Source organism: Paenibacillus sediminis (assembly GCF_017873765.1).
GTDB lineage: Bacteria > Bacillota > Bacilli > Paenibacillales > Paenibacillaceae > Paenibacillus_AG > Paenibacillus_AG sediminis.
Map to the genome: position 1 here is coordinate 890,595 of NZ_JAGGKP010000001.1, position 24,015 is coordinate 914,609.

The 24,015-nt window shown below is 41.2% G+C and carries 24 protein-coding genes, 2 pseudogenes and 1 riboswitch; of the genes and pseudogenes, 21 read left to right on the plus strand and 5 right to left on the minus strand.

The window, feature by feature from the left end:
• Positions 1-20: 20 nt before the first annotated feature.
• The 11 genes and pseudogenes from J2Z20_RS04260 to J2Z20_RS04310 all read left to right on the plus strand — a co-directional run bounded on the left by J2Z20_RS04260 (position 21) and on the right by J2Z20_RS04310 (position 8,745).
• Positions 21-1,289, plus strand: a complete 1,269-nt coding sequence (locus J2Z20_RS04260) for a WD40/YVTN/BNR-like repeat-containing protein (RefSeq protein ID WP_209845709.1) — start codon at positions 21-23, stop codon at positions 1,287-1,289.
• Between the two features lie 35 nt (positions 1,290-1,324).
• The gene (locus J2Z20_RS04265) at positions 1,325-1,615 is read left to right on the plus strand and encodes an ArsR/SmtB family transcription factor (protein ID WP_209845711.1); all 291 of its coding nucleotides are present in this window, start codon (positions 1,325-1,327) and stop codon (positions 1,613-1,615) included.
• A gap of 65 nt (positions 1,616-1,680) precedes the next feature.
• Complete coding sequence (locus J2Z20_RS04270; RefSeq protein ID WP_209845713.1) at positions 1,681-2,847, plus strand: MFS transporter; 1,167 nt, start codon at positions 1,681-1,683, stop codon at positions 2,845-2,847.
• Positions 2,848-2,915: 68 nt separating this feature from the next.
• Positions 2,916-3,338 (plus strand): DUF2500 domain-containing protein, encoded by a 423-nt coding sequence (locus J2Z20_RS04275; RefSeq protein WP_209845715.1) that lies wholly within the window; start codon positions 2,916-2,918, stop codon positions 3,336-3,338.
• A gap of 174 nt (positions 3,339-3,512) precedes the next feature.
• Positions 3,513-4,262: an SDR family NAD(P)-dependent oxidoreductase gene (locus J2Z20_RS04280; protein ID WP_209845717.1), complete on the plus strand. Its 750-nt coding sequence runs from the start codon at positions 3,513-3,515 to the stop codon at positions 4,260-4,262.
• A gap of 21 nt (positions 4,263-4,283) precedes the next feature.
• Positions 4,284-4,832 carry a copper resistance CopC family protein gene (locus J2Z20_RS04285; protein ID WP_209845720.1) on the plus strand — a complete coding sequence of 183 codons (549 nt, stop codon included), beginning with the start codon at positions 4,284-4,286 and terminating at the stop codon, positions 4,830-4,832.
• Between the two features lie 2 nt (positions 4,833-4,834).
• Positions 4,835-5,920: a copper resistance D family protein gene (locus tag J2Z20_RS04290; RefSeq protein WP_209845722.1), complete on the plus strand. Its 1,086-nt coding sequence runs from the start codon at positions 4,835-4,837 to the stop codon at positions 5,918-5,920.
• Between the two features lie 152 nt (positions 5,921-6,072).
• A complete protein-coding gene (locus J2Z20_RS04295; protein ID WP_209845724.1) occupies positions 6,073-6,501 on the plus strand; it encodes a cell wall hydrolase in 429 nt (142 codons plus the stop codon).
• A 24-nt stretch (positions 6,502-6,525) separates the two neighbouring features.
• Complete coding sequence (gerQ, locus tag J2Z20_RS04300; RefSeq protein ID WP_415639978.1) at positions 6,526-7,059, plus strand: spore coat protein GerQ; 534 nt, start codon at positions 6,526-6,528, stop codon at positions 7,057-7,059.
• A gap of 310 nt (positions 7,060-7,369) precedes the next feature.
• Positions 7,370-8,167, plus strand: a pseudogene (locus J2Z20_RS04305) (hemolysin family protein); the annotation flags it as partial.
• A 92-nt stretch (positions 8,168-8,259) separates the two neighbouring features.
• Positions 8,260-8,745, plus strand: a complete 486-nt coding sequence (locus J2Z20_RS04310; RefSeq protein WP_209845726.1) for a hypothetical protein — start codon at positions 8,260-8,262, stop codon at positions 8,743-8,745.
• Positions 8,746-8,801: 56 nt separating this feature from the next.
• Here the strand turns inward: J2Z20_RS04310 and J2Z20_RS04315 are convergent, their stop codons facing one another.
• Together J2Z20_RS04315 and J2Z20_RS04320 are read right to left on the minus strand one after the other, a co-directional pair.
• Positions 8,802-9,614: a DUF4367 domain-containing protein gene (locus J2Z20_RS04315; RefSeq protein WP_209845728.1), complete on the minus strand. Its 813-nt coding sequence runs from the start codon at positions 9,612-9,614 to the stop codon at positions 8,802-8,804.
• Entirely contained in the window at positions 9,592-10,182 is a 591-nt protein-coding gene (locus tag J2Z20_RS04320) for an RNA polymerase sigma factor (protein ID WP_209845730.1), read from the minus strand. Before J2Z20_RS04320 ends, J2Z20_RS04315 begins: the two co-directional genes overlap by 23 nt.
• A gap of 234 nt (positions 10,183-10,416) precedes the next feature.
• Here J2Z20_RS04320 and J2Z20_RS04325 point away from each other — a divergent pair, with 234 nt between their 5' ends.
• The 3 genes from J2Z20_RS04325 to J2Z20_RS04335 all read left to right on the plus strand — a co-directional run bounded on the left by J2Z20_RS04325 (position 10,417) and on the right by J2Z20_RS04335 (position 14,074).
• Positions 10,417-11,469 (plus strand): C40 family peptidase, encoded by a 1,053-nt coding sequence (locus J2Z20_RS04325; protein WP_245251857.1) that lies wholly within the window; start codon positions 10,417-10,419, stop codon positions 11,467-11,469.
• Between the two features lie 169 nt (positions 11,470-11,638).
• Positions 11,639-12,931, plus strand: coding sequence for an arsenic transporter (locus J2Z20_RS04330; RefSeq protein WP_209845732.1), 1,293 nt, complete (start codon positions 11,639-11,641; stop codon positions 12,929-12,931).
• Positions 12,932-13,012: 81 nt separating this feature from the next.
• The gene (locus J2Z20_RS04335; RefSeq protein ID WP_209845734.1) at positions 13,013-14,074 is read left to right on the plus strand and encodes a F0F1 ATP synthase subunit beta; all 1,062 of its coding nucleotides are present in this window, start codon (positions 13,013-13,015) and stop codon (positions 14,072-14,074) included.
• Positions 14,075-14,127: 53 nt separating this feature from the next.
• Here the strand turns inward: J2Z20_RS04335 and J2Z20_RS04340 are convergent, their stop codons facing one another.
• Entirely contained in the window at positions 14,128-17,601 is a 3,474-nt protein-coding gene (locus tag J2Z20_RS04340) for a copper amine oxidase N-terminal domain-containing protein (RefSeq protein ID WP_209845735.1), read from the minus strand.
• Positions 17,602-17,801: 200 nt separating this feature from the next.
• Here J2Z20_RS04340 and J2Z20_RS04345 point away from each other — a divergent pair, with 200 nt between their 5' ends.
• From J2Z20_RS04345 to J2Z20_RS04365, 5 genes are all read left to right on the plus strand, one after another.
• A complete protein-coding gene (locus tag J2Z20_RS04345; protein WP_209845737.1) occupies positions 17,802-18,938 on the plus strand; it encodes a zinc-dependent alcohol dehydrogenase in 1,137 nt (378 codons plus the stop codon).
• Between the two features lie 92 nt (positions 18,939-19,030).
• Positions 19,031-19,354 carry a rhodanese-like domain-containing protein gene (locus tag J2Z20_RS04350; protein ID WP_209845740.1) on the plus strand — a complete coding sequence of 108 codons (324 nt, stop codon included), beginning with the start codon at positions 19,031-19,033 and terminating at the stop codon, positions 19,352-19,354.
• A gap of 35 nt (positions 19,355-19,389) precedes the next feature.
• Entirely contained in the window at positions 19,390-19,776 is a 387-nt protein-coding gene (locus J2Z20_RS04355; RefSeq protein ID WP_209845742.1) for a rhodanese-like domain-containing protein, read from the plus strand.
• 21 nt (positions 19,777-19,797) lie between these two features.
• Positions 19,798-20,124: a thioredoxin family protein gene (locus tag J2Z20_RS04360; protein WP_209845743.1), complete on the plus strand. Its 327-nt coding sequence runs from the start codon at positions 19,798-19,800 to the stop codon at positions 20,122-20,124.
• Positions 20,125-20,229: 105 nt separating this feature from the next.
• Positions 20,230-20,634: a rhodanese-like domain-containing protein gene (locus J2Z20_RS04365; RefSeq protein ID WP_209845745.1), complete on the plus strand. Its 405-nt coding sequence runs from the start codon at positions 20,230-20,232 to the stop codon at positions 20,632-20,634.
• Between the two features lie 69 nt (positions 20,635-20,703).
• Here the strand turns inward: J2Z20_RS04365 and J2Z20_RS04370 are convergent, their stop codons facing one another.
• Both J2Z20_RS04370 and J2Z20_RS04375 read right to left on the minus strand, forming a co-directional pair.
• Positions 20,704-21,033 (minus strand): AzlD domain-containing protein, encoded by a 330-nt coding sequence (locus tag J2Z20_RS04370; RefSeq protein ID WP_209845747.1) that lies wholly within the window; start codon positions 21,031-21,033, stop codon positions 20,704-20,706.
• The gene (locus J2Z20_RS04375; protein ID WP_209845748.1) at positions 21,024-21,752 is read right to left on the minus strand and encodes an AzlC family ABC transporter permease; all 729 of its coding nucleotides are present in this window, start codon (positions 21,750-21,752) and stop codon (positions 21,024-21,026) included. Before J2Z20_RS04375 ends, J2Z20_RS04370 begins: the two co-directional genes overlap by 10 nt.
• A 969-nt stretch (positions 21,753-22,721) precedes the next feature.
• Between J2Z20_RS04375 and J2Z20_RS04380 the strand changes: the two are divergent.
• Together J2Z20_RS04380 and J2Z20_RS04385 are read left to right on the plus strand one after the other, a co-directional pair.
• Positions 22,722-23,000: pseudogene (locus J2Z20_RS04380) on the plus strand (transposase); the annotation flags it as partial.
• Between the two features lie 197 nt (positions 23,001-23,197).
• Positions 23,198-23,298, plus strand: a riboswitch (cyclic di-GMP riboswitch).
• Between the two features lie 53 nt (positions 23,299-23,351).
• The gene (locus J2Z20_RS04385; protein ID WP_209845750.1) at positions 23,352-23,888 is read left to right on the plus strand and encodes a hypothetical protein; all 537 of its coding nucleotides are present in this window, start codon (positions 23,352-23,354) and stop codon (positions 23,886-23,888) included.
• Positions 23,889-24,015: the final 127 nt, after the last annotated feature.

Consider the following 24,015-nt stretch of genomic DNA (forward strand, 5'->3'; position numbering starts at 1 on the left):
GTCTGAGAGGAGACGTGTCTATGAAATGGTGGTTTAAATTACTAGGAGCCATGTTAATCGTTCTAGTATTGTTATCAGCTTGCAGCTCGAATAAGACAGATGCTCCTCTTGTTAGGCAAGAGGATGAGGCATTAGATGAAGGTCAGACGTTAACGGTAGTTACTCCAGAGCCTAGCAAACAGAACGAGCAGCAGTCGAAATATCAAATCCAAACAAAGCTTACAGATTTTCATCTGTTTAGCGATCATTCAGGTCTAGCATGGGGAGTTACACGCAATGCGCTTCGTTTATATGTGACTGAGGATGATGGAAAAGAGTGGACAGATATTTCACCTGCAGCGTCAGTTCAATTCCCTTCAGTACCGGAATACGGCAAAACGCTATTTTTCCTCGATCGGCAAAATGGCTGGATTATTCGAAATGCTCTTGGAACGAGCGAAAGCGTGGTCCTTCATACTACCGATGGAGGTCTGCACTGGAAAATTACTTCTTTACCGAATTCAACGAATGTAATCGCAATCGACTTTGTAAGTCTCAAACGCGGCTGGGTTATGACCTCTGCAGATTCTGCAATGGGAAGACAAGAGAAAGCACTGCTTCGTACGAATGATGGAGGCTCTATATGGAAAAAGACGATGCAGAACACGGGGTATTTTAAAGCAGAGGCCCCGACCTTATACGCTATACCTCAAACCGGTTATTTGGTAGGAATGACATTTACGAACAACGTTCGCGGCTTTGCACTGACTATGGAAATGAGATCGCCTAGATTGTACAAGACGGAGGATGGAGGCAGGACGTGGACAAGTATATCTTCCTTTGAAAGTGAACCTTCACTCCAGACATGTGACGCCCTCCAAGTGAGAAGTCCTCAGCTTTGGGATAGCGAAGGCGTAAAGGGGTTGATCACGGTTGGCTGTAAACGCGGCGATGAGACGAAATTTATTAATTTCGTAACTTCTGACAGTGGAGTGCATTGGAACAACGCTAACATCTCCCTCGGTTGGCAAAGTGGAGTTAATGAGGAGGTACCGCCGACCTTTTTGAATGAAATGGAAGGATGGTACATAGAGCAAGGAGCGGTCTACCATACGGTGAACCAAGGATTGATATGGACTATTCTGCCAGAAAGCAGGATATTAAAGGATCGAATAGCAGATTATCCGTCAATTGTTAAACTACAATTTATCTCTTCAAATGTCGGCTGGCTGCTCATCGAAAATGCAGAGAAAAAGCGGTCACTTCTGCTGCAAACCCGCGATGGAGGATTTAGCTGGAAAGTACTTTGAGTTGACTAATTTTGGATATAGAGTACAATAGTTCTATGATCATTGAACAAATGTCTATAGACGAACAAAGAGTAGCTATTTTTAAAGCTTTAGCAGATCCAACACGATTACAAATCGTTCGAACGCTTTACCAGAACAAAAAAGAAATGAGCTGCGGAGAGGTAGGTGAACAATGCGAAGTTTCAAAGTCGAATGCATCTTATCATTTCCGAACACTTCGAGAAGCGGGTCTGACTACGCTTAGAAAAGATGCACAGACGAAATATATCCAATTAAATACTGAAACTTTCGATAAGTATATTCCTGGATTTCTAGATACGCTGTAATCCAGGTTTCTTTTTAAACAGTAGTTAAATAGTTATTGAACTAATGAACTTAAGGAGAGACGTTTATGAAAAAAATATTCTTGTTGTTCTTCTTCATCATGTTTGTCATTGGAACTGATTCCTTTATATTGTCACCTTTATTACCTCTTCTTCAAAAGCAATTCCATGTGGATACCGGTATTTCAGGATGGATGGTCAGCTCATATGCTGTTGGATATGCTCTATTCGCACTCATTGCTGGCCCATTATCTGATCTTCTGAATCGAAAAAAAGTCATGTTGTGGGGAATGCTCGCTTTTTCAGTGTCTACCATGCTATGCGGTACTGTACACAGCTTCTGGAACATGAATGTGTTTAGGTTTGCAGCAGGTGTAAGTGCGGCTTTTGTCACTCCTCAAGTGTGGGCCTCTATTCCAATTCTCGTTCCTAAAGAAAAGATTCTGAGAGGGATGGGCATTGCAACTGCAGGGCTCTCTATTTCTCAAATGCTGGGGCTTCCGATTGGCAGTTATCTAGCATCTATTCATTGGTCGGTACCTTTCTTCTGCATTGGTTCAGTGTCTATAATACTCTCAATTATCATTTTCTTGTTGTTCCCGGATATTGTTCCTAATCGGCAAACCACCCAATCGTTTACTTTATTAAAGCAATACTCACGTTTACTGAATCGTAACATGTCAAGGCTTGCTTTTCTGGGGTATTTCATATTTCAGCTAGGCAATTTCGGCGCATTTTCCTTTCTAGGGACATGGCTTTCGGATCAGCATCATCTCACCATTTCTCAAATAGGAAATGTGATGTTATTTTTAGGACTTGGCAACACGGTGGGAAGCTTAGGGGGCAGTACGATCGTACATTATTTGGGTAAGAAGAGAACAATGTATATCGGGATTTGTCTATCAATCCTTTTGTACATAGCACTTCCTTATGTGCCTTCAACAGCATACATAAAAGCGGATTTAATGGCAATCTTCATCATTTGGGGTACGTTATTTCCTTTAATGATGAGTTTACTTCAAACGTTATCTGACACTTCGAGAGGAACGATTGCGGCTTTGGCAAACGCATTAATGTATTCAGGGACGACATTTGGAGCAGCGTTAGCAGGTATTCTGTATACGAATATGAACTCATTCATTTCCATTTCACTATTTGCTTCAATCTGCTTCTTCGTGTTTATATGTTTATTTGCAACTAGCGGAATAATGCGTTCATATAAAATAACCCGTTAACCTAACAATTTCCGGAGAGTCCATGCATATACATAAAATGCGAATACGGTAGCGGAAAGGGTGATATCATGGGGCTGGAATCCATTTGGATGTTTGATTTTTTCGGTAATGTAATCCCATTCTTCTTTGTCGTCATTTTGGCAATTATTATAATTTCAGCTGGAAAAGGAATTTATCAATGGAGCAATAATAATAGACAGCCATTACTGACCGTGCAATCCGTCATTGTCAGCAAACGTATGGATGTCAGCCATCATCATGATCAAGATCATACGGTCAGCAGATCACAAACCCGGTACTATGTCACTTTTGAAGTCGAGAGCGGAGACCGTATGGAATTCGGCATAAGCGGGGCAGAGTTCGGGCAGTGTGCCGAAGGAGATGAAGGTAAGCTTACCTTCCAAGGAACCCGCTATTTAGGATTTCAGCGTACGATGAAGGCATATGCGCATCCAGAAGATCACACCGGATATAGACGCGGCAATCCGTAATAAGAGACTGCCTTTTGGCAGTCTTTTTTGTCAATAAATTCACACATATAAGACATGCACAGATCAAATTGTTATGTTAGTTTGGATACAGAACTGCCTTAGATGACATCCAACCATTCATGTTGTAAATTATTTTAAATAGGGCAAATTTGTTATATAAGGAGGGAAGACTTAATGGCTTTTGAGTCTAAAGTTGTTATCGTCACAGGGGCGGCACAAGGGATTGGACAAGGTGTTGCCAAAGCGTATGCTTCTAAAGGAGCGAATGTCATATTAGCAGATATACAAGAGGAAATGGCGCAATCCGTCGTTAAACAAATTACAAGTGAAGGCGGACAAGCTATGTTTATCCCCTGTGATGTACGGAGTGAAGAGCAAATTCAGAGATTGATGAACAGAACTGTAGAACAGTTCGGTACAATTGACATTCTCATTAATAACGCTGGAATTTCCCCGTTTAAGTCACTATTCGACCTTAAATTAGAAGAATGGGATCACGTGCTCAATACGAATGTTCGCAGCACATTTCTATGCACGAGAGAAGCTGCATTACATATGCGAAGTAATAAAAATGGTGGATCGGTAGTGAACATGTCATCAACTCGTGCGCTCATGTCTGAACCGAATGCAGAGGCGTATGCAGCCTCCAAAGGGGCGATCGTTGCACTAACCCATGCCATGGCGATATCTCTTGGTGAATATGGAATCCGCGTCAACTGCATCAGTCCTGGCTGGATTGAGACAGGTGATTACGGGGCACTTCGCGAAGAGGACCACAAACAACATCCTGCTGGCCGGGTTGGAGAGCCCATGGATGTGGCTAGAGCTTGTCTGTATTTGACCGATCCGAGCAATACCTTTGTCACGGGAATTAACTTGGTGGTAGACGGCGGTATGACGAGAAAAATGATCTACGAGGAATAGATAACATTTGGAGGTATACTCATGCGTTTCGTGCGTTCTTTACTTATTCCAATGCTCTTAATGATTCTGTTGTTTCCGCAGATGACTTCTGCTCACTCGAGGCTTATGTCTTCAGATCCAGAAGCCGGTTCTACAGTTACAGAGTCACTTAGCAGCATCACACTTCAATTTAATGAAGATATTGAGCCTTTAAGTACCATAAAGGTGACAAATGTACAAGGAGAGAAGGTACCGGTAAAAGTAAGTGTGACGGGTTCGAAACTTAGCGGGTCTCTTGATCACCCGCTTCTAAATAATAAATACACGGTTACATGGAAAATTGTTGGCGGAGACAGTCATCCTGTTGAAGGTAAGTATTCTTTCCTCGTAAATGTTCCTGAAACTGCCTCTAATGGAGATCAGACACATTCATCTAGCGATCAAGGAATAAATTCGACAGATGTGGACCATGCAGCCAATGATCCAGTGAAATCGAACATGAGCAGTGTACCCGATGTCGTATTGCTTGCCTCGCTTCTCATTGTCATTGTTGGTATGTACTATTACATAGCTAGAAAGAGAAGAAAATAACGATGTATTACTGGCTTGGCGAACCATTTCTATACTTGTGCTTTGCACTTCTTACTGGAATTGCCATATTAAATATGATTCCGAACGCTTATAAACCAACTCTAAGCATTCCGAGAGGGGTTGGGTTCATTTCGGCTGTTGGTGTTGTTATTTTTTCTTTCTTGCCGGTGCTGCGCATCATTTTGTTTTTTCGTGAAGACATTGGGTTCTGGGCGTCATTTAACAGTGTCATGTTCTCTTTCAGAGAAGGCAAGGCGTATTTGTGGACCGCAGCGCTTAGCTTGGGTTCAGCACTCATTCTTCGTGATCGGTCGCTATCTTCCAGACGTTTGTTCCAGGCAGCCACTGTTCTGTTCTTAGTAGGTATTGTTGCATCGCTGGCAGTCTTTAATCATGCTGCTTCTATTAAAGGAGCTGTTGGCGCATTTACTTTTGCCCTGCATTTTGGAGCAATGGGAATTTGGGCAGGAGTTTTGCTCATTACAGGATGGTTTTCGAAGGAGTATTCAAAGTGGAATTCATTTCTAAGATGGTTTCAGCCTCTGGCGATGCTCATGATGTTTATTATTTTGGGATCAGGTATTTACTTGATGCTCGCTGTTGATCCTGAGTATTTCAATTCATGGATGCTGTCGTACGGACAAGCGCTGCTCGTTAAGCATCTCCTCATCATGCCACTGCTTGTTATTGCCTTTGTAAATGGATGGCTGCTCAAGCGAATAGCAGGCAAGAATGCAAACTTCGATCCACGCCCCTGGGCGAAGCTAGAAGGGGGATTTATTTTACTCATTTACATTGTAACCGGATATATGAATGTACAGCCTACTCCACATGACGTATCAGTAACACTACAAACGACGAATCCGTCGAAGCTATACTTATTGTTCCATCATGGAGCAGCATATGCAAATCGTTCACTGCAGCTCACATGGAATAGCGGGAGTATTCTCCTTTGGCTTATGGGCTTATTGCTGCTAACTGGAGTTATCTGGTTATTTCGCCAACGCAGAAGCAGCGTTACTGCTTTCATTTGTGGTATGCTATCCGTTGCTGCATTGTACTGCGGCTTTATGTTATCAATCACATGAATATCTTTCGCAAAGAATCCTAATCCCACAGCACTCTAATTAATGAGACTGTGGGATTTTTTGTGTTAAATCAGTCAACTGATTTCTGTCACCCATTAGGCATTCGCACATATATTATATTGTCAAAATATAGAGAGTAAGGAGGAGCACCGGTGGCCGTCATAAATGCGAATTCAGAAGACCTTAAACTACTCGCACGCTTAATACGGGCCGAAGCAGAAGGAGAAGGAGATCTAGGCATGCTGATGGTAGGGAATGTTGGTGTGAACCGCATTCGTTGCAATTGTCTTGATTTTGTAGGTCTGAGAAGTGTAAGCGACATGGTGTTTCAAAGCCCTGGAGGATTTGAAGCTCCCCAAAAAGGATATTTCTACCAGCGGGCTCGAAGTTCAGAGATAAGACTTGCGAGGAGATGCGTTAATGGTGAACGACATTGGCCTGCAACTTATGCACTATGGTTTTTCCGTCCCACTGGTGATTGTCCGCCTACGTGGTTCAATCAACAACTTTCAGGACGATATAAGTCGCATTGTTTTTACAGCCCAACCTACGACGATTGTCCTGGCGTATATTACGGATAACAATGAAGGAGGAAATGAAACGTAATGAACCAACCTAGTAATCCAAATCAATCCTACGGTCATCATGTTGGCCAGCCCCAACCAGAAGTTTACAGAGAAGGCATTGGTCAGACACCTAAAATGCCTAAAATGTCTAATATTGGAAATGTCCCAGGAATGGGCATGCAGCAACCAGCAGGCATGATGGGGCAGCAAGCAGGCATGATGGGGCAGCAAGCAGGAATGGGAGCTTATGCACCAAGCGGCGCTCAAATTACTCCTACGGGAACGGTAATGCCTACTGCTGGGTTTGAGCAGTCCTATATTGAGAATATTTTGCGACTTAATTTAGGTAAGTTTGGAACATTCTATATGACTTATGAAGGGAACAATTCATGGAATGCAAAAATATTTCAAGGTGTGGTGGAAGCAGCAGGACGTGATCACATCATTATCAGTGATCCGAAAACCGGAAGACGTTATGTTCTCCTTATGGTAAACTTTGACTATGCTACCTTTGATGAGCCACTCACCTATCAATACCCAGGAGTCATTGGCCAACCTCCTACAAGACGTTAATTTTATCTTAATGCATAACATAAAGATGACGAGGCTGTACATTCCTATTCATAAAATAAGGTCCTTCTATCCATGAGATGGAAGGGCCTTATTAAATTTTTGCAAGTCCGCAACGGTTAATACTGTCATACACTGATGGATTAATGTGTAGGCTAGAATAATATAACCTTTGTTATGAAGGAGGTGAACCTATTCGCCTTCGATCTTCAGACCATGAAGATAAAATCTGATGAAGCTTGGTGAATAGGAGCGGAAATTGAGCAGTGACCCTTTACCGAGATTGCTGAACCAATTCATGAAGTGGTTCGGAATATCGCGTGCATCAAACTCAGATTACGCTGAAGAAAAGATTGAACATCTAATGAAGGAAATGAACCATAGCGGCCTCATTGAAAGTACAGAACTTGCGCTTTTTAAACATATATTCGAATTTGCAGACAAGACAGCACGCGAGATTATGATCCCACGTACTGAGATGATTTGTTTATATGCACATCATGCGATAGAACATAATTTAAGAGTCGCATATGAAGGAAAGCGAACCCGCTACCCGATATGTCAGCCAGATAAAGACCACATTATCGGCTTTATTCATATTAAAGACTTGATCCTTTGGGGGAATGGAGATGATTACTCTATATCCATTCGTCCCATTATGACTGTACCTGATTCAATACAGATCAGTGCTCTTCTTAAACTGATGCAAAGGGGCAGAACACAAATTGCGGTTCTCATCGATGAATATGGAGGAACATCAGGACTCGTTACACTAGAAGATATTATGGAAGTCCTCATTGGTGAAATTCAGGATGAGTTTGATGAAGATCGGCCCGGAATCGAATTAATTGAAGAAGGAGTCTACTCCATTGACGGGTTAATGTTAATTGATTCTGTGAATGAACGTTTTGGACTTGAGCTCAGCTCTAATGACTATGATACGATCGGCGGGTGGATGTATTCTCGTATTGAAATCCCACCTGAAATTGGAAAGGTTGTCTCATTCGATGAACATCTCTTCATCGTGGAAGAAGTGGATCATAAACGTATTTCTCGCATTCGATTGTTGAAAGAACAAATGCAACATATGCGGGAAGCGGGAGCTATATAAAAAAATTTGTTTAGCATCTATAACCTTTGTATCCTTTCTGTCGTTTATATGTTGTAATGATATAAATTCGATAGAAAGGTGTTGTGATTTACATGGTACGTATGAAGAAATGGTTTCAAGTGAGCACTGCGTTCATTCTAGCAATGAGTCTAGTTATGGTTTTCTCTTTATCTGCCGAGGCAGCGCCAGTGGCGGAAAGCGGAGCCTTAACATCACCACCGCCGATCGAGTTCCAAACGAACAGCCTAAATTCAAGTTTCCAGTATTTGTATGATGGATCAAACTCGTTTACGAATTTAGGAAATCTTCAAGTTAAACTAACGGGAACAACATATGCTTACGATGTCGTAGATAGTATCGGTGTTGATATTACACTTCAAAGATGGACAGGAGCACAATGGGTCGATGTGAGTACCATAAATAAGTCAGGAACGAATGTGGCTACATATTCCGGAGAAGGGACTTGGAGTGTAACGAGCGGCTATTATTACCGAGTCAAAACGTTCCACTGGGCAAAAGAAGGGACAGTTAAGGAATCTAGTGCGCTTTATTCTTCATCAGTTCTCGTAACAAATTAATATCCAAAAACAAAAAGTGCCTCAGGTCCATCGTTGGATGAGGCACTTTTTGTATATTATTTGGTTTTCTTAGCTATCTCAATTAGTTCATCTCTAGATAACTGTCCGAAAATCTTAACATGAATATCGTTAACCATAAACTGAATCGAAGAGAATTTAGAACCATCGATCGTTAAATAGGCTTTAGAGTCCTTCGATAATTCGATCTCTTCCGTATGATTCGTACCGCTTGATGTCTGAACTTCGTTTAATTCAATTTGGTCAAAAATAACTCTGAATTGGTTACCGTCTGAAGACTTATAAAACAAAGTTGCTTGACTTGACAGTGTCTTATTTGACTCAAAGAGCAATTCAACATGGTCGATTTGAAATTTTGCTGGTATATACGAAAGCCCAGGCAATGTAAAGGAAACCTTACTCTGAGCCTCGCTGAACGGTACCGTTTCAAACGATGAATTACCTTCTTTGATCATTGTGGCAGAAGGTTTGTTCGGATCTTCTACTGCTTCAGGTGGAGGAGGAGTCTTAGCATCTTCTTTACTCAGAGCATTATTCTGATTTCCAAAAATGACACTGACCATTCCATCCCCAAAACTTTGAACCCCTTGGTAAAAAGGAGATAGAGCTTTGGTTACAACTGGTGGACTGAATAGTACAGCTCCGATTAACACAGATGCAGCAACGACAGAAATCATCCGAATTCCGCGTAACCGATTTTTACGACGATTCATGGATTCAATTTGACGCTGTACTTTCAACCAGGATGATTTCTTAGCATCTTCAGAAGTTAAGTAAGACACTGATAAAGCTTGTTCGAATGATTCATCAAACAACTTATCAAATAGTTCATCGTATTTTTCGTTTTTCATCGGTTACACCCCACTCTCTGTGTAACATTTTTTTAATACTTTCCCGAGCTCGGAATAGACGCTGCTTAACAATTTCTTCAGTCGTGTCTAGCAGCTCAGCAATTTCTTTATACGACAATCCTTGCTTCCAGCGAAACTCAATTAGAGATCTATAGTCTGCCTTCATATTTGACAAATGGTTTAGGATAGACTGTTCCATAAGTTTCGTTTCGACAGCATTTTCTACGGAAGCTGCCGCTTGCGTCATCGGTTCTACATTAATAAAAACACTGTCACTATCTAATTGGTTACGGTGTTTTTTATTTTTTCTCAAATAATTAATCGCTGTATTTTTAGTGACGACTTTTAACCAAGCTCTAAGCTTTACTTCGTTATCAAAAACCGGTTTGTTTTGAATGATTTTAATAAATGCATCTTGAATGATATCTTCTGTGGCCGCATGGTCTTTTACAATATAGAGGATAATTCCGTAGACATACTCGTAATATTCGTAATAGACCTCTTCTTGGAGCGCTTCACTTAAATCATTAAAGCCCGCGGCTAGAAGGAGTTGCAGTCGATTGTGCATGACAATCCCCTCTCCAGGTACTCGTCCCATAATCCATTTTTTTCATATCTATAACGTATTTTACACTATTTTCATGAATCATGGTGAGAAATTATACTAACCATGTAACAAAATGTATACATTGATTATCTTATATTTAACAAGATTAATTATTAATGCTATATACAAATTAATACAATCCTACAAAATAGCTCATCCTAAGCATAATACGCTAAAACTGGAGGTAGTATGCAAATGAGCAAAAGGATACATTTCATCACCATTTCTGCCATAACTTCATTGGTCGTTATGACGTCAGCATGTTCGGTAAGTCATCCATTTGGTACGAAGCAACATTCGAAAGCGGAGCAAATTCAGACTAAATCGATGAATGTTCAGGAAGTTCTCATTCCCCTTATGACAAAAGGAACAGTGTCTTATGTATCAGCTGATCAATTGGCTAAAGCACTCCATTACCATTCTAAGTGGAAGGAAGATATACATACTTTCCAAATGGGTGAAGTTGATCCCGTATATTCGTTTACAGCTAATTCTCTGCATGCAAGGAAGGCTGGACGATCGATTCGTCTGTCAGAGAAACCTATGCTCATTAACGGCAAGATGTACCTGCCTGTAACAGCCGTGAGTGATGTATTTAAGAATGAGATCCAAATGCATGTTAAAGGGAATAAGCTGGCTTTAATTGCGAACCGTTCTAAGGCGATGACGATAGAACAAATCGATAAAAGGGATGGACATATTCAGATTCGGGTGCAGGGAGGAGAGACATTTTTTAAAGATGATCCAGCAGATCCGTATAACAACACAGTTTCCCTGAAGTCACGAGCCATCGAATTAACGAAAGCGAACACGAGTGCCAACCTGACGATGGAAGAACCTGCTAAGCAAGTGGATATGAATGCATTAATCGAAACCGCCAAGCAATATTTAGGTGTTCCCTATGAATTTGGAGCAGAAGACTACGATAGGAGCAAAGCATTTGATTGTTCTTCATTTACACAATATGTGTATGGTAAATATGGAGTGTCTTTACGGAGAACTGCGCGTGATCAGGCTGAGCAAGGGATTGAAGTGGACCGTCAAAGTTTAAGAAAAGGAGATTTACTGTTCTTCTCCGTCCCAGGGCGGTTTGAAACCAATGACATCGTGGGGCATGTCGCTATTTATATGGGTGATGGTCAAATGATTCATACGTACTCCAAAGACAAAGGTGTATGTATTTCAGAATTGAATCAAGGTCACTGGGCAGACAACTATATGTGGGCGAGAAGAGTGGCTAATTATTAAATAGTAAGGTCAAACAGTCACAATAATAAACAATCAGTCCGTTATTCTATTCGAATGGCGGGCTTTTTATTTTCAATTAAAAGAGTTAGTGAAAATATGCAACGGTAAATGCTATTATGGGTTATATGTTTCAGAAAATGCCGTAATCGCATACATCTTAGGAGGAATCATGGTTTACGTCGCTGCAATTATTTTTCTACTTACACTATTCTTTGTAATTTGGCAGCCGAAGGGACTTAATATTGCTTGGTCGGCTGCAGGCGGTGCAATTCTTGCTCTGCTATTTGGAGTTGTTGATCTTGGGGATGTACTTGAGGTTGCGGGTATTGTATGGAATGCAACACTAACATTTATAGCCATTATTCTTATATCTCTCGTACTCGATGAAATAGGCTTTTTTGAATGGTCTGCTCTTTATATGGCTCGGCTTGCAAAAGGGAGCGGGAGACGCATGTTTGTCTATGTCATTCTGTTAGGAGCGGGTGTATCTGCATTTTTCGCCAATGACGGCGCCGCACTCATTCTGACACCGACCGTTCTCGCAATGATGCGTGCCCTGGGGTGGGACATACGGTATATCGTTCCTTTTGTCATGGCCAGCGGCTTTATTGCTGACACATCTTCGATTCCGTTTACGATCAGTAATCTAGTAAACATCGTTTCGTCAGATTTATTTGGAATTGGTTTTGCGGAATATACGATGGTTATGTTGGTGCCTAATTTGTTCTCTATTGGAGGAAGTATTCTAGTACTCTACTTATTCGCAAGAAATAGAATTCCACTAATCTATGATGTGAATGCGCTGAAAGAGCCTAATTCGGTTATTAAGGATAAGCAGTTATTCCGCATTTCATGGATTATTCTTGCCATTCTTCTCATGGCCTATTTCAGCAGTGAGTTCATGAATATTCCGGTATCGTTTATTGCTATGGCTATTGCTGTTATTTTTATATGGCTTGCGCGTAAGAGCGAAGCGGTTCATATGAGGAAAGTAGTGAGGGAGGCACCATGGAACATCGTTATTTTCTCGATCGGGATGTACGTCGTTGTCTATGGACTTCGTAACGTTGGAATGATGGATGGGCTTGCTAATATTATCGAGCAATTCGCGCAGCACGGGCTTTACGCGGCCACGATTGGTATGGGCTTTCTCGCTGCATTGCTGTCATCGGTGATGAATAATTTACCTACAGTCATGATCGATGCTCTGGCTATTCAGTCAACTCATACAGAAGACATCATGCGTGAAGCATTGATATATGCGAATGTCATAGGATCTGATCTTGGTCCGAAAATTACTCCAATCGGTTCTCTTGCAACGCTAATTTGGCTTCATGTCTTGGCGCGCAAAGATGTCAAAATAACGTGGGGATATTACTTTAAAGTGGGAATCACACTTACGTTACCAACGCTGTTTATTACATGTATAGGACTTTACTTGTGGCTTAAAGTTGTTCATTAGAATAATTCAAAAAATTTCCATAATTTCATATTGCGCTTGAGAGTAAAATGATTTACTTTTAGAAGTAAAGGAGGTGCAGATATGGTTGACGATCTACAGCTCAATGTACCGCTACTGCGGCGCCGTGTTCCTAATCTTACGACAGCGGCACGTGCAGCCGGACTTAGACCAGCAACTGTATCTAATTTATGTACGGGAAAAATCCCCGTTGGCCGAGCAGAAGTGAGAACACTTGTAGCTCTTGCTTCACTCGCAGGTTGCAGTCTTGACGAACTTATAATAAGAGGGAGTGTTGTAAGCATGATTGAGACAGGTATTAAGGCGCTCGATTTGTTAGCTCCGTTAGTTCGAGGCGGTATGGTCGGTTTGGTAGCACGTCCGAATATGGGACAGTTAGTGCTTCTTGCTGAATTGATGTATCGGATGCAAAAGCGCGGATTTGCTACTGTTCTTTGGCGTCCGGAACAGGATGTGCCTGGTATGAATCACGTTATTGACCAATCAGAATATTCCTACAAGACGTTGGCAGAAATTGTGGACCTTATTGTAAGTTTGCGTGATGAAAAGGATATATTGCTTGCAGCAGATCGTACAGTCGTATTGTCTGGTGAAATATTTGCACTTCGTGAACGATTAAAAGAAGCTGGAGCTAGACCAATCACTATTGCGCTTGTTGATATTAAAGGTGAGGCGGCTGATGAAGAAGCGCCTTACGGACCATTAGACACGCTTTGGCAATTTGATACTGATCTAGTCAGCCGTAGTATTTATCCAGCCATAAATCCGATCTCCTCAACGTCAACGGCATTAGAAGGCGCACATTTAGATGCACTCCATTTGACGATTCAGCAGAGAGCTCGAAAGCTGCTTCGTCGTTATCGAGAACTGCGCTCCCTAGTTACTTCTCGAGGACTCGAGAAATTATCTGAATCGGATGTACAACTTTATGAGCGTGGAGTTCGACTAGAAGCTTATTTGGCCCAACCATTCTTTGTCGCAGAACCTTATACGAAAAAACCAGGTGAGTGGTTATCGCTATACGATACTTTAGATGATGTCCGCCGCATTTTAGAGGGCGCGGCAGATGGCATGGAGCCTGCTGAGCTCTTCTTTAGAGGACGATTAGAGCTTGTCGTTCAATAATTGAACTCCCCGTAAATAAAATAAGCCTTGGAGGTTTACTCCAAGGCTTATTATTATCTTCTCTTTCGAAATGATTGCTTTTTAAGAGGTATTTCGATTTCTTCAGAAGGGGAAGATAAGCTGTTCACGGTCGCGCCTTTACCATCTGCAATGGAGAGAACAAAGACCTTATATGCGACACCTGATCGAATTAGAGCACCAGTAATATCTTTATCAGAAGAAGTTAATGTAATTGGCAGTTCGTCAGTTTTTTTAACGGTTTTGTAATTATCTGAGATGACTTTGTTAGCATCAGATAGCGAGAAGTTCTCGCTATCTCCAGAGGGTACAACCATTACCTCATAAGATGATATGCTCGCTTCATTCTCTGGTTTATTAAAGTTGATCTTAAAGCTTGAACCATCTTCATCGAGTACAGCAGTCACTTCGGATACTGGCGCTGCAGCTAAATTCGGTAATGTAAATTGAGCAGATGGGCCTGCGAGAGCGTTAATAGCACTGATTTTTCCATCGGCTACAGATAGAACAAAAATTCGATAGGGTACTCCTTTGGCAATAGAATTTCCTTTAATATCTTTGGATGTGTCAGGTAACTGCTGATGGATGTCCTCACCTTTTTTCGCTGCTTTGGTGTAGTTTTCAGCAGTTACGAGATTTGCGTCAGCCAATTTAAAGTCATTTGAATCAGCAGACTTCACAACCATAATTCTGTACTCGGCAATATTCGTTTCGTCTTGTGCTTTGTCAAAGCTAACCTCGATATCATGGGCGTTCCCACTGTTTCCAACCACTTTCGCCGATACTTTCGTCACCGCAGCTGCAGCAGAGTTGTTTGCAAGTGTTATTTCTGATGACGGAGCCGACAATTCGTTGCTGCCCGCATAATTTCCATTACCGACGGACAATACAAATACTTGATAGCTGACGCCATTCTTAATCGCCTCTCCATCTACATCTTTGGCCCCAGATGCAAGCGCTTGACTAATGTTATTTCCTGTTGCACTTACGATTGTATATCTTGAACTGGAAACATCATTTGCTGCCGAAAGATTGAATCGATCCGCATCTGCAGATTTTACGACCAAGATTCGGTAATGACTAATATTCGTTTCGTCATCAGCCCGATTGAATGTAACGAGGAGATCTCGGCCGTCATTATAATCACTTACGTCACTGACTTTCAAGTTGTTAACAGGATTAATGTTGAAATTGTTCGTTAACGTTATTGCAGGTGATGGGGAGGACAGTGCATTATAGCCGGAGTAATTCCCGTTACCTACAGCTAGGACGAAGACACGGTAGCTGATTCCATTTTTAATCGGTGAACCATTTACATCTCTCGCAGTCGATGCTAGAACTTGACTGATATTATAACCTGTTTTTGGAACGGCTGTGTAGTTGGAGCTGGATATGCTGTTTGCGCTAGAGAGATTAAAGCTGCCTGCATTACTTGATTTCACAACCATAATTCGATAATGGCCAATATTTGTTTCGTCATCTGCGCGGTTAAACGCAACAAGTAAATCACGGCCATCATTGTAGTCACTTACGTCAGTTACAGATACATTAGTGGCAGGATTAATGCTGTAATTATTGGATAATGTAATCGCTGGAGAATAAGAGGACAGTGCATTATAATTTCCGTAGCCTACAGATAAGACAAAGACACGGTAGCTGATTCCATTTTTAATCGGTGAACCATCTACATCTCTCGCAGTCGATGCTAGAACTTGACTGATATTATAACCTGTTTTTGGAACGGCTGTGTAGTTGGAGCTGGATACGCTGTTTGCGCTAGATAGAGTAAAGCTGCCTGCATTGCTCGACTTCACAACCATAATTCGATAATAGCTAATATTAGATTCATCATTTGGACGGTAGAATGAGACCACCAAGTCACGGCCATCGCCAAAATCATTTACATCGTTTGCCGTAATATTGTAAGCAGGGCTAACATCATAATCATAATTGTAATTGTAATAGAGTGTAATTGCCGAAGAATACGAGGACAAAGCGTTGTTTCCTTGATAATACCCAGTACCTACAGCCATGACAAAGATACGGTAGCTGACCCCATTTGTAACGAATGAACCGTCAACATCTCTAGTGTTAGAGTTGAGTGAGACACTGATGCTATAGCCTGTTTTAGCTACTGTGGTGTAGTAATTGCTGGATAAAGCATTTGCCGCTGCAAGATTAAAATTGTTTGCATTACTGGATTTCACTACAAAAATTCGATAAGAGCTTATTTTGGACTCATCGGATATTCTGCCAAAGCTAACAAACAAATCTCGACCGTCGCTATAATCGCTTATATCATTTACGTAATTAATAGCTGGAGATTCCATTGCGTTTTTGCCAAGCGTGATTGGAGATGAACCGTTAGATAATTTATTCGGAGCTGAATTTGAATTGCTGCTTACAGAAAGAACATAGATCGTGTAAGATACACCGTTCTTGATCAAATCTCCCGAGGTATCTCTTGAATTCGAACTGAGCTGAGTTGCCATGGTTGATCCTGTTTTGTTAACAATGGTGTAGTTAGATCCTGAGACGCGGTTCGCCGCGCCGACATCAAACTTATTCGCATCTTTCGTCTTCACCACCATAATGCGGTAGTTACTGATGTTTCCATCATTTTGCGGCTTGGTGAAGCTAACATACAGATCACGACCATCCCCATAATCACTCACATCACCTGCATTTACATTCGTAACAGTAGCAACAGGGGAACTAGCTGTAATCGTTACTCTCTGAGAAGCATTTGAAAGCGCGTTTTGGTTGTATCCTCTGCCTACAGACAGTACATACACGAGATAGGTGTTATTCGCTCGAATTTGATCTCCGTCAACATCTTTCGTCTGAGAAGAGAGAGATAAAGTAACATCCTGACCTTGTGGTACAACGTACGTATAATAACTGGTTGATAGAGCCCTAGCCAAATTAAAGGTGGAAGCGTTAGACGATTTAACAACGAGGATTCGATATTGATCTATGCCTGACTCCTTGGACAATTTAGGAAAACTCACTTCCAGATCGCGCCCATCTCCCAGTTGACTAATAACCCGTGCATTGACGTAAGATACGGGGTTTACTTGGTCTAAAGTCGTAATATATACACTTTGAGCCGCAGAGTTCCAATTTACTTCTTCGCCAAGCGCTTCACTGACGAATCGAACTGGAATCATCGTTCTTCCATTTACACTTTGGGCAGGAACATCCAATGAAACGATACTGTTGTTAATCGTCGCTGTGTTTGAACCGATTTTCAGGACAATCGTTGTGTCATCCTTAATTGCGGTTACAATCTTCGTCTGCTGATTCCACAATACCTGTGCATTTAATGCTTCGAATATGGCCCTTAAAGGCAGCAAAGTACGGCCTTGAACCATGATTGGCGCTTGATCTGTTGACAGCTTAACACCATCAATATAAATACTGATCGCTCTGGCTGCCGTAACTGGCGTTTGGAGTATAAGGGAAATCACAAGTACAGATGCCAAAAGCATTGACCATATCTTTCTCACACACTCATCCTCCTTTTTTATTTTACAATAATTACAATATTTTCCTGCTCTACTCTGACGTATTACGAGTGCTAAAAGTTACCTGTTCTCAGAAAAAAATTAGTGGAATTTATATCGCTTACAAAACTCAGACGATTTTGGACATCCTTATATCATGGGTATCATTAGACTTTACTGAGAAGAAAGGATGTTACAAGGACATGAAAGCTGTTACTTATCAAGGCATGAAAAAGGTTAAAGTTAAAGAGGTTGAAGATGCGAAGATTCAAAGGAAAGATGATATTCTTGTTCGGATCACAACAACGGCGATTTGCGGTTCGGATTTACATATTTATCATGGGTTCGTTCCGGGAATGTATGATGATTATGTCATTGGTCACGAACCGATGGGGATTGTAGAGGAAGTAGGTCCTGACGTAACAAGAGTAAAGAAGGGTGACCGTGTCATTCTGCCTTTTAATGTCGCCTGCGGGGAGTGCTTTTATTGCCAGAACCAAATGGAGAGCCAATGCGATAATGCCAATAGCGCCAAGGATACAGGCGGTTATTTCGGATATTCGAATACGTACGGCGGATATATGGGCGGACAAGCAGAGCTGCTGCGTGTGCCTTATGGAAATTTTGTACCCTTCAAAATTCCTGAAAACGCAGAATTAGAAGATGAACAGTTGTTATTTTTATCAGATATTTTGCCTACCGCTTATTGGGGAGTTGATTATGGGGGCGTGAAAGCAGGCGATACCGTTATCATATTAGGCTGTGGCCCAGTAGGACTGCTCGCTCAGAAGTTCGCATGGCAGAAAGGCGCAAAACGAGTAATCGCCGTTGATCATGTCGATTATCGACTTCAGCATGCGAAGAATACGAACAATGTAGAGACGTTCAATTTTGAGAAATTCGATGATATTAAGATGCATCTTAAAGAAATCACTCAAGGCGGGGCAGATGTTGTCATTGATTGTGTAGGTCTTGATGCAAAGAGAACACCCGTTGAGACGGTCGAAACAGCACTTCGGATGCAAGGCGGATCGCTCAGCGCCTTCAATATTGCTGTGGATGTCGTACGAAAATTCGGAACGATTCAAGTTGTTGGCGTATATGGCCTTACGTATAACATGTTCCCATTCGGCAGCTTGTTTGAACGGAATATTCAGCTCAGAATGGGACAAGCGCCGGTTATTCATTATATGCCTATGCTTTATGAACAAATTAAGAGCGGTAAGATTGATCCGACCGATATCATTACTCACCGCTTGAAACTTTCAGAAGCAGAACATGCCTATAAAGTGTTTGATAAGAAGCAAGAGAATTGTATTAAATGTATACTTAAGCCTTGATCAACATTGACAGGCAGACAACTATGAAATAAGATGTTCATATATACCCTACGGGGTATTTATGAACATCTTATTAAAGAGGAGTAATGAGCATGAGTGAACATATCATTCCAGAGTGGTCTCCAAAGGAAGTAAATACAAAGCTTAAACAAGGTGAGAAATTTGTCATTCTCGATGTAAGAGAAGATGAAGAGTGGGAAGAGGATGGTCACATCGCTGAAGCTAAGCATATCCCGCTTGGTCAGTTGCCTGAACGCCATGGTGAGCTAGATCGTAATCAGAACATTGTAGTCGTATGCCGAAGCGGTGGCCGCAGTGCTAGAGCTTGCGAATATTTGGCATCATTGCAGTACAAGGTCATTAATATGCCTGGTGGAATGTCACACTGGGATGGGGAAGTCGTATTTGGTAAGTAACGCGATATTGCCTTAGGGAGAGGTGCTAACGTCTATTGAGTTTATCGAGTGCATTGAACGTTATTTTAGTTGTGATTATTGCTTGGACAGTATACCGAACGTTTGCACCTGTTAAGGGACTAAAACAGCTGAGGGAACAAGATTTCAGAAAGCAATACGAAAATGCGAAACAGAAGAGATTAATCGATGTAAGGGAAACTCATGAGTTCTCGAGAGGTCATATTCCAGGAGCTATTAGCATTCCATTGTCCCAACTATCGAGAAGATTAGGAGAATTGCCTGTCGATCATGAAATTTTCTTATATTGTCAAAGCGGTATGCGTAGTAAAAAGGCAGCAAAGCTACTGCTAAAGAATGGTATACGCGAAGTGGCTCACTTGAGCGGCGGTATATCCGCGTGGTCTGGTGAACGGACACGATAGGTAAGACAGGAGGGGAATTCTTTGCAGTTTGTTAATCAGTTAGAAGAATTGAAAGAGACTATAGGTTCATCTCAGGTTGCTTTATTATTCATCAAAACATCAAACTGCGCTGTATGTGAGAGTGTCTATCCGAAAACGGAACAGGTGTTATCTTCATACCCGTCAGTTCATGGTGTTGCTGTTTCGATGGAAGAAGTACCGGAAGCATCTGGAGAGTATCTTGCTTTTGCTGCACCAACGATTATTTTATTTGTGGAAGGTAAAGAGGTCTACAGACAATCAAGGTTCATTATGATGAAGGATCTTGAACATAATGTAAGCCAGTGGGTTGAAGCGATGGCATCATAACTACCCTGTCAATTGAATACCTTGTGAATGTCGATTATTTTTCGGTTGTTGACATACCCTTATAGGTAGAAGCTATTGAATAAGGAGGAACAGGAGGTATATCTCGTGTTGACAATATTCGGCGTGGTCGTTATTTTGCCTCTATTTATGTGGTTTTATCAACGCGTTGTACCCATTAAAGAAGCAAAATGGATTAATACCCAACAGTTTGAATCATTAATTCAATCTAAGGCCGAAATACAAATCGTAGATGTGCGTGACACGTTGGATTATGATAAGAAGCATATTAGTGGATCTATCAATATCCCTTTAGGCCGCCTCAGTTTTGTGTGGCACAAATCGATTCGTAAGGATAAACGGATTGTGATCACCTCTTCAAGAAGAGCAGATCAGATACGAGCAGCTCGGAAATTGAAACGGGCAGGATTTACTGATATGTATATTCTCTGTACTGATGTGACTCATTTGTGTGAACAAACAAGGTCTAAGCTTTGTGCACAAAGCTTGTAAAACAAAACCGTAAGCATGTGGATTTGAGAGAATCCATCGCTTACGGTTTTATTGTTCTACGAGTTATACCTATGAGAAGAAGAGACGAAGAAGCATCATCGTTACAACGCCTACAATAACTGTTCCAAGTAAGCTCCGTGTTATAATCGCAACAGCGAACGACGGCAGAGAGGCGAGGATCGTTAACACATTACTTGTAAATGAAAATTTATTACCTGACATAAATAACTCCTGTGCGAGCAGGGATGCCATTACAGCGATCGGAACGTGATTCAGCCATCTGAGTCCCCAATCGGGAATTTGGATACGGCTAAATAACATAAGCGGCAGTACTCTTGGAATAAGCGTAACGATAGCTGCACCAATAATAATAAGCAGAATTCCCCATCTTACTTCCATTTCTCAATCACCATCCCAATTGTTGCTGCAACTAATGTCGCGATGATTATACTCATGCTGCTTGAAAGAAGAGAACTGAAGACAATAACGACAGCAACTGCGGCTGCGGCAACGATAATGTCTGTTCTTATTCGTTTTCTACCTAGCATTTGAAGGACTAACAATCCGATGAACATCGCTGGCAGTGCAAAATCCAGTCCAAATGCTTCGGGGTTTGGAATCCATTCTCCTAAAAATCCGCCTGCTACATTTCCTGCACACCAGTTCAAATATGCAGTCACGTTCAGTCCAAGCATCCAGAGAAAGCTGCCTTTTTCTTTGCCTGATAATTGATTAATCGCGACTCCAAACGTCTCATCTGTAAGCAGTGAACCTGTAATCACATTCTTCCATAAAGGAAGGTGACGGAAATAAGGTGATATAGCTGCGCTCATCAGTAAATGGCGAAGATTAATGAAGAAAATGGTGAAAATAATCGCCGATGCTGGATGACTAGCTGCAATCATCCCTGCGGCAATAAACTGGGCAGAGCCGGCATAGAGCAGAAGACTGATGAGCACAATTTCCATAATGCTAAGTCCGGCTGTTTTTTCTACTACGCCTGCTGCAAAGCCAATACTCAAATATCCAAGTAAAGTAGGGATACAGTCCTTTATGCCTTGCAGAAACAAGGCACGGTTGTTATCCTGTGCGGTTAGTTGTATGCGATTTAGCTGCATATTAGATGATTCCTCCTGCTGTGCCGTTCAGTAGATTCATATTGTTAATAATATGAAAGAAAATCATATTTTTGTCAAACGTAAATTCTATTAGGTAGACAGTTAATGAAATACTGTGAAGAGTGGGCTAAATCGATGGATTTCAAGGAGATAAGAATTAAATCCGGAGGAACCAAGTAAAACGATTAGACAAATCTAAAACTTTAAATTTATAGTGTTTGGACTAACGCAATATTTTAATTGTTTGATGATAAGTTATTACCTGATAGATCAGGTTAGCAGCAGCGTGATTTTAAAAAGAAAGAATAGTAGATAAAAAAATGATTAATTCGGTTAAAAAAGCAAAGTTTTAAAATAGAGAATTATTTGTAAATTTAATACATAGGAGGAAGTATGTTCACTCCAATTCCGTTAAGCAAATCAGAAAAGTGTGGTATTGGTTATTGGGAGGGATTTAGCCCAAAGTTAAGGCGAGATATAACCTTACTAGGCGATCTCGAGTATGACCATTGGCTTTTTGTTGAAACCAACCCTAGTATTAGTAATTATTGTGAAAGACCCACTTTAATTAAAGCTATAACTAACGGGAAAGTTGTTTACTTCAAGACCCATCAGAGAAATCCTGGTGTAAAGAAAAAAACATGTCTCATACTGTCATACACGATCACGAAATCCGCTCCAATCAAATACTCCTTTCGAATAAAAAACTTCTTCTTATTTCCATAGTTTCAAACAGACTCCATCCAATTGATAGCGACCTGTATTTAATATCTCAATTTATAAATAAAGAAAAGAATTCTTTGTATCAACTTAAGCAAAAGTTTAAGAATAGAATCCCCGATATAAGAATCACAGAAGCAGTCTGTTGGTTAATATTTCAAGGGGAAGTGCAAAGCAATGTGAACAAAGTATCAATAGGGTCATAACGCAGGAAACCGTTCCACTACGTAATATTTCAGAAGATATTCGCACCAAGTTGCCAAGCGTTGTCCGCTCAAGGAAGGCTGCTACAAAGAAGGCGCCAAAAGCAAGAGCTATTCCGTAAGCATGAAATTCGATGAACACACGGAACAGATGGCATTCCAAGAAACGGAGTACTTCAAGGAGAAATCCAAGGAACGCTACAAAATTGAAGCAAAAAACAGTGAACTCAAACATGGACACGGGTACGATGTCGCCACATCCTCGGGTCTGTTTGGCATGGAAATGCAAGGGGCAATGACCAAATTCGCTGTCAATCTAAGAAAATGGAGGTGGATGTTTTTTTTGCGACTTGTGCGAGACTCCCGAAGAAAACACGTAAGTTCTTCAGTGGCCTCAACGCCTTTCCGGTATTTTTTTTCATCTACATCATATATCGCCTCCATTGTCATATTCTATCAATGATTGTATAATTCTGGGGTGTGATAGTTTAATAGAACTATGTAATAAGCACTAACCAAGTGCTTGAACAAAGGCAAACCCGTACGAAAGTCGGGGACGCAAAGCCACGGGTCTTACGTCATGGATTCTTTGATGGTCATGACCAGACAGCCGGGTTACTCAGGTAGCTTGGTTTTTTGCGCAATTTTTCGTTATTAAGAGGAGGGTAATAATAAAATGAAGACACGGTTGCTAGTACTTGGTATTCCGCTATTGTTGGTAATTGCTATCGTAGCGTTTCTTTCTTTGCCTTGGATTCTCATATTCATAGGTATTCAATCACAACCAAATCCTCCACGCCCAGAAATCACATATGGAGAATTTCCGTTTCGTTTGGAGTATGAAATTAAAGGAGAGCGAAAGGTGATTCAGGATACTTTAATATGTGAATTTGATGGTTTTGGTGCAGATGAAGGGCGTGGGAAATATCGCAAGTGGAAGAAACATTTGGCTAGCGGGAATGAGAGAATAACATTACTAGAGGTCGATCAAACACAAGAAATATACTATTCTCCAGGTAGCCCAAACTATTATATGGGTGATTTGGAAAGTAGCGGGGAGTATCGGCACGGTTTTCCTGATGCTTTAATTATTGAACGGGATGGTAGATTTACTAGCAATAGATTAATACGAGCAGACGAGTTGCTTAATAAATACCACATCAAACTAATAAGCTGGAATCCTTCCCCACCGATCAAGAATACTTTTAAATGATAATATTTAGCCGCATTGTGATCTCCTTCGCTCTGCGGCTTCTTTTTTTGCTATGCGTTCTGGATTGTCCCGCCACCGTTTGTGCAACGCAACAGTAAGGAAGTCGCCGAAAAGAGAGAGCTAAGCA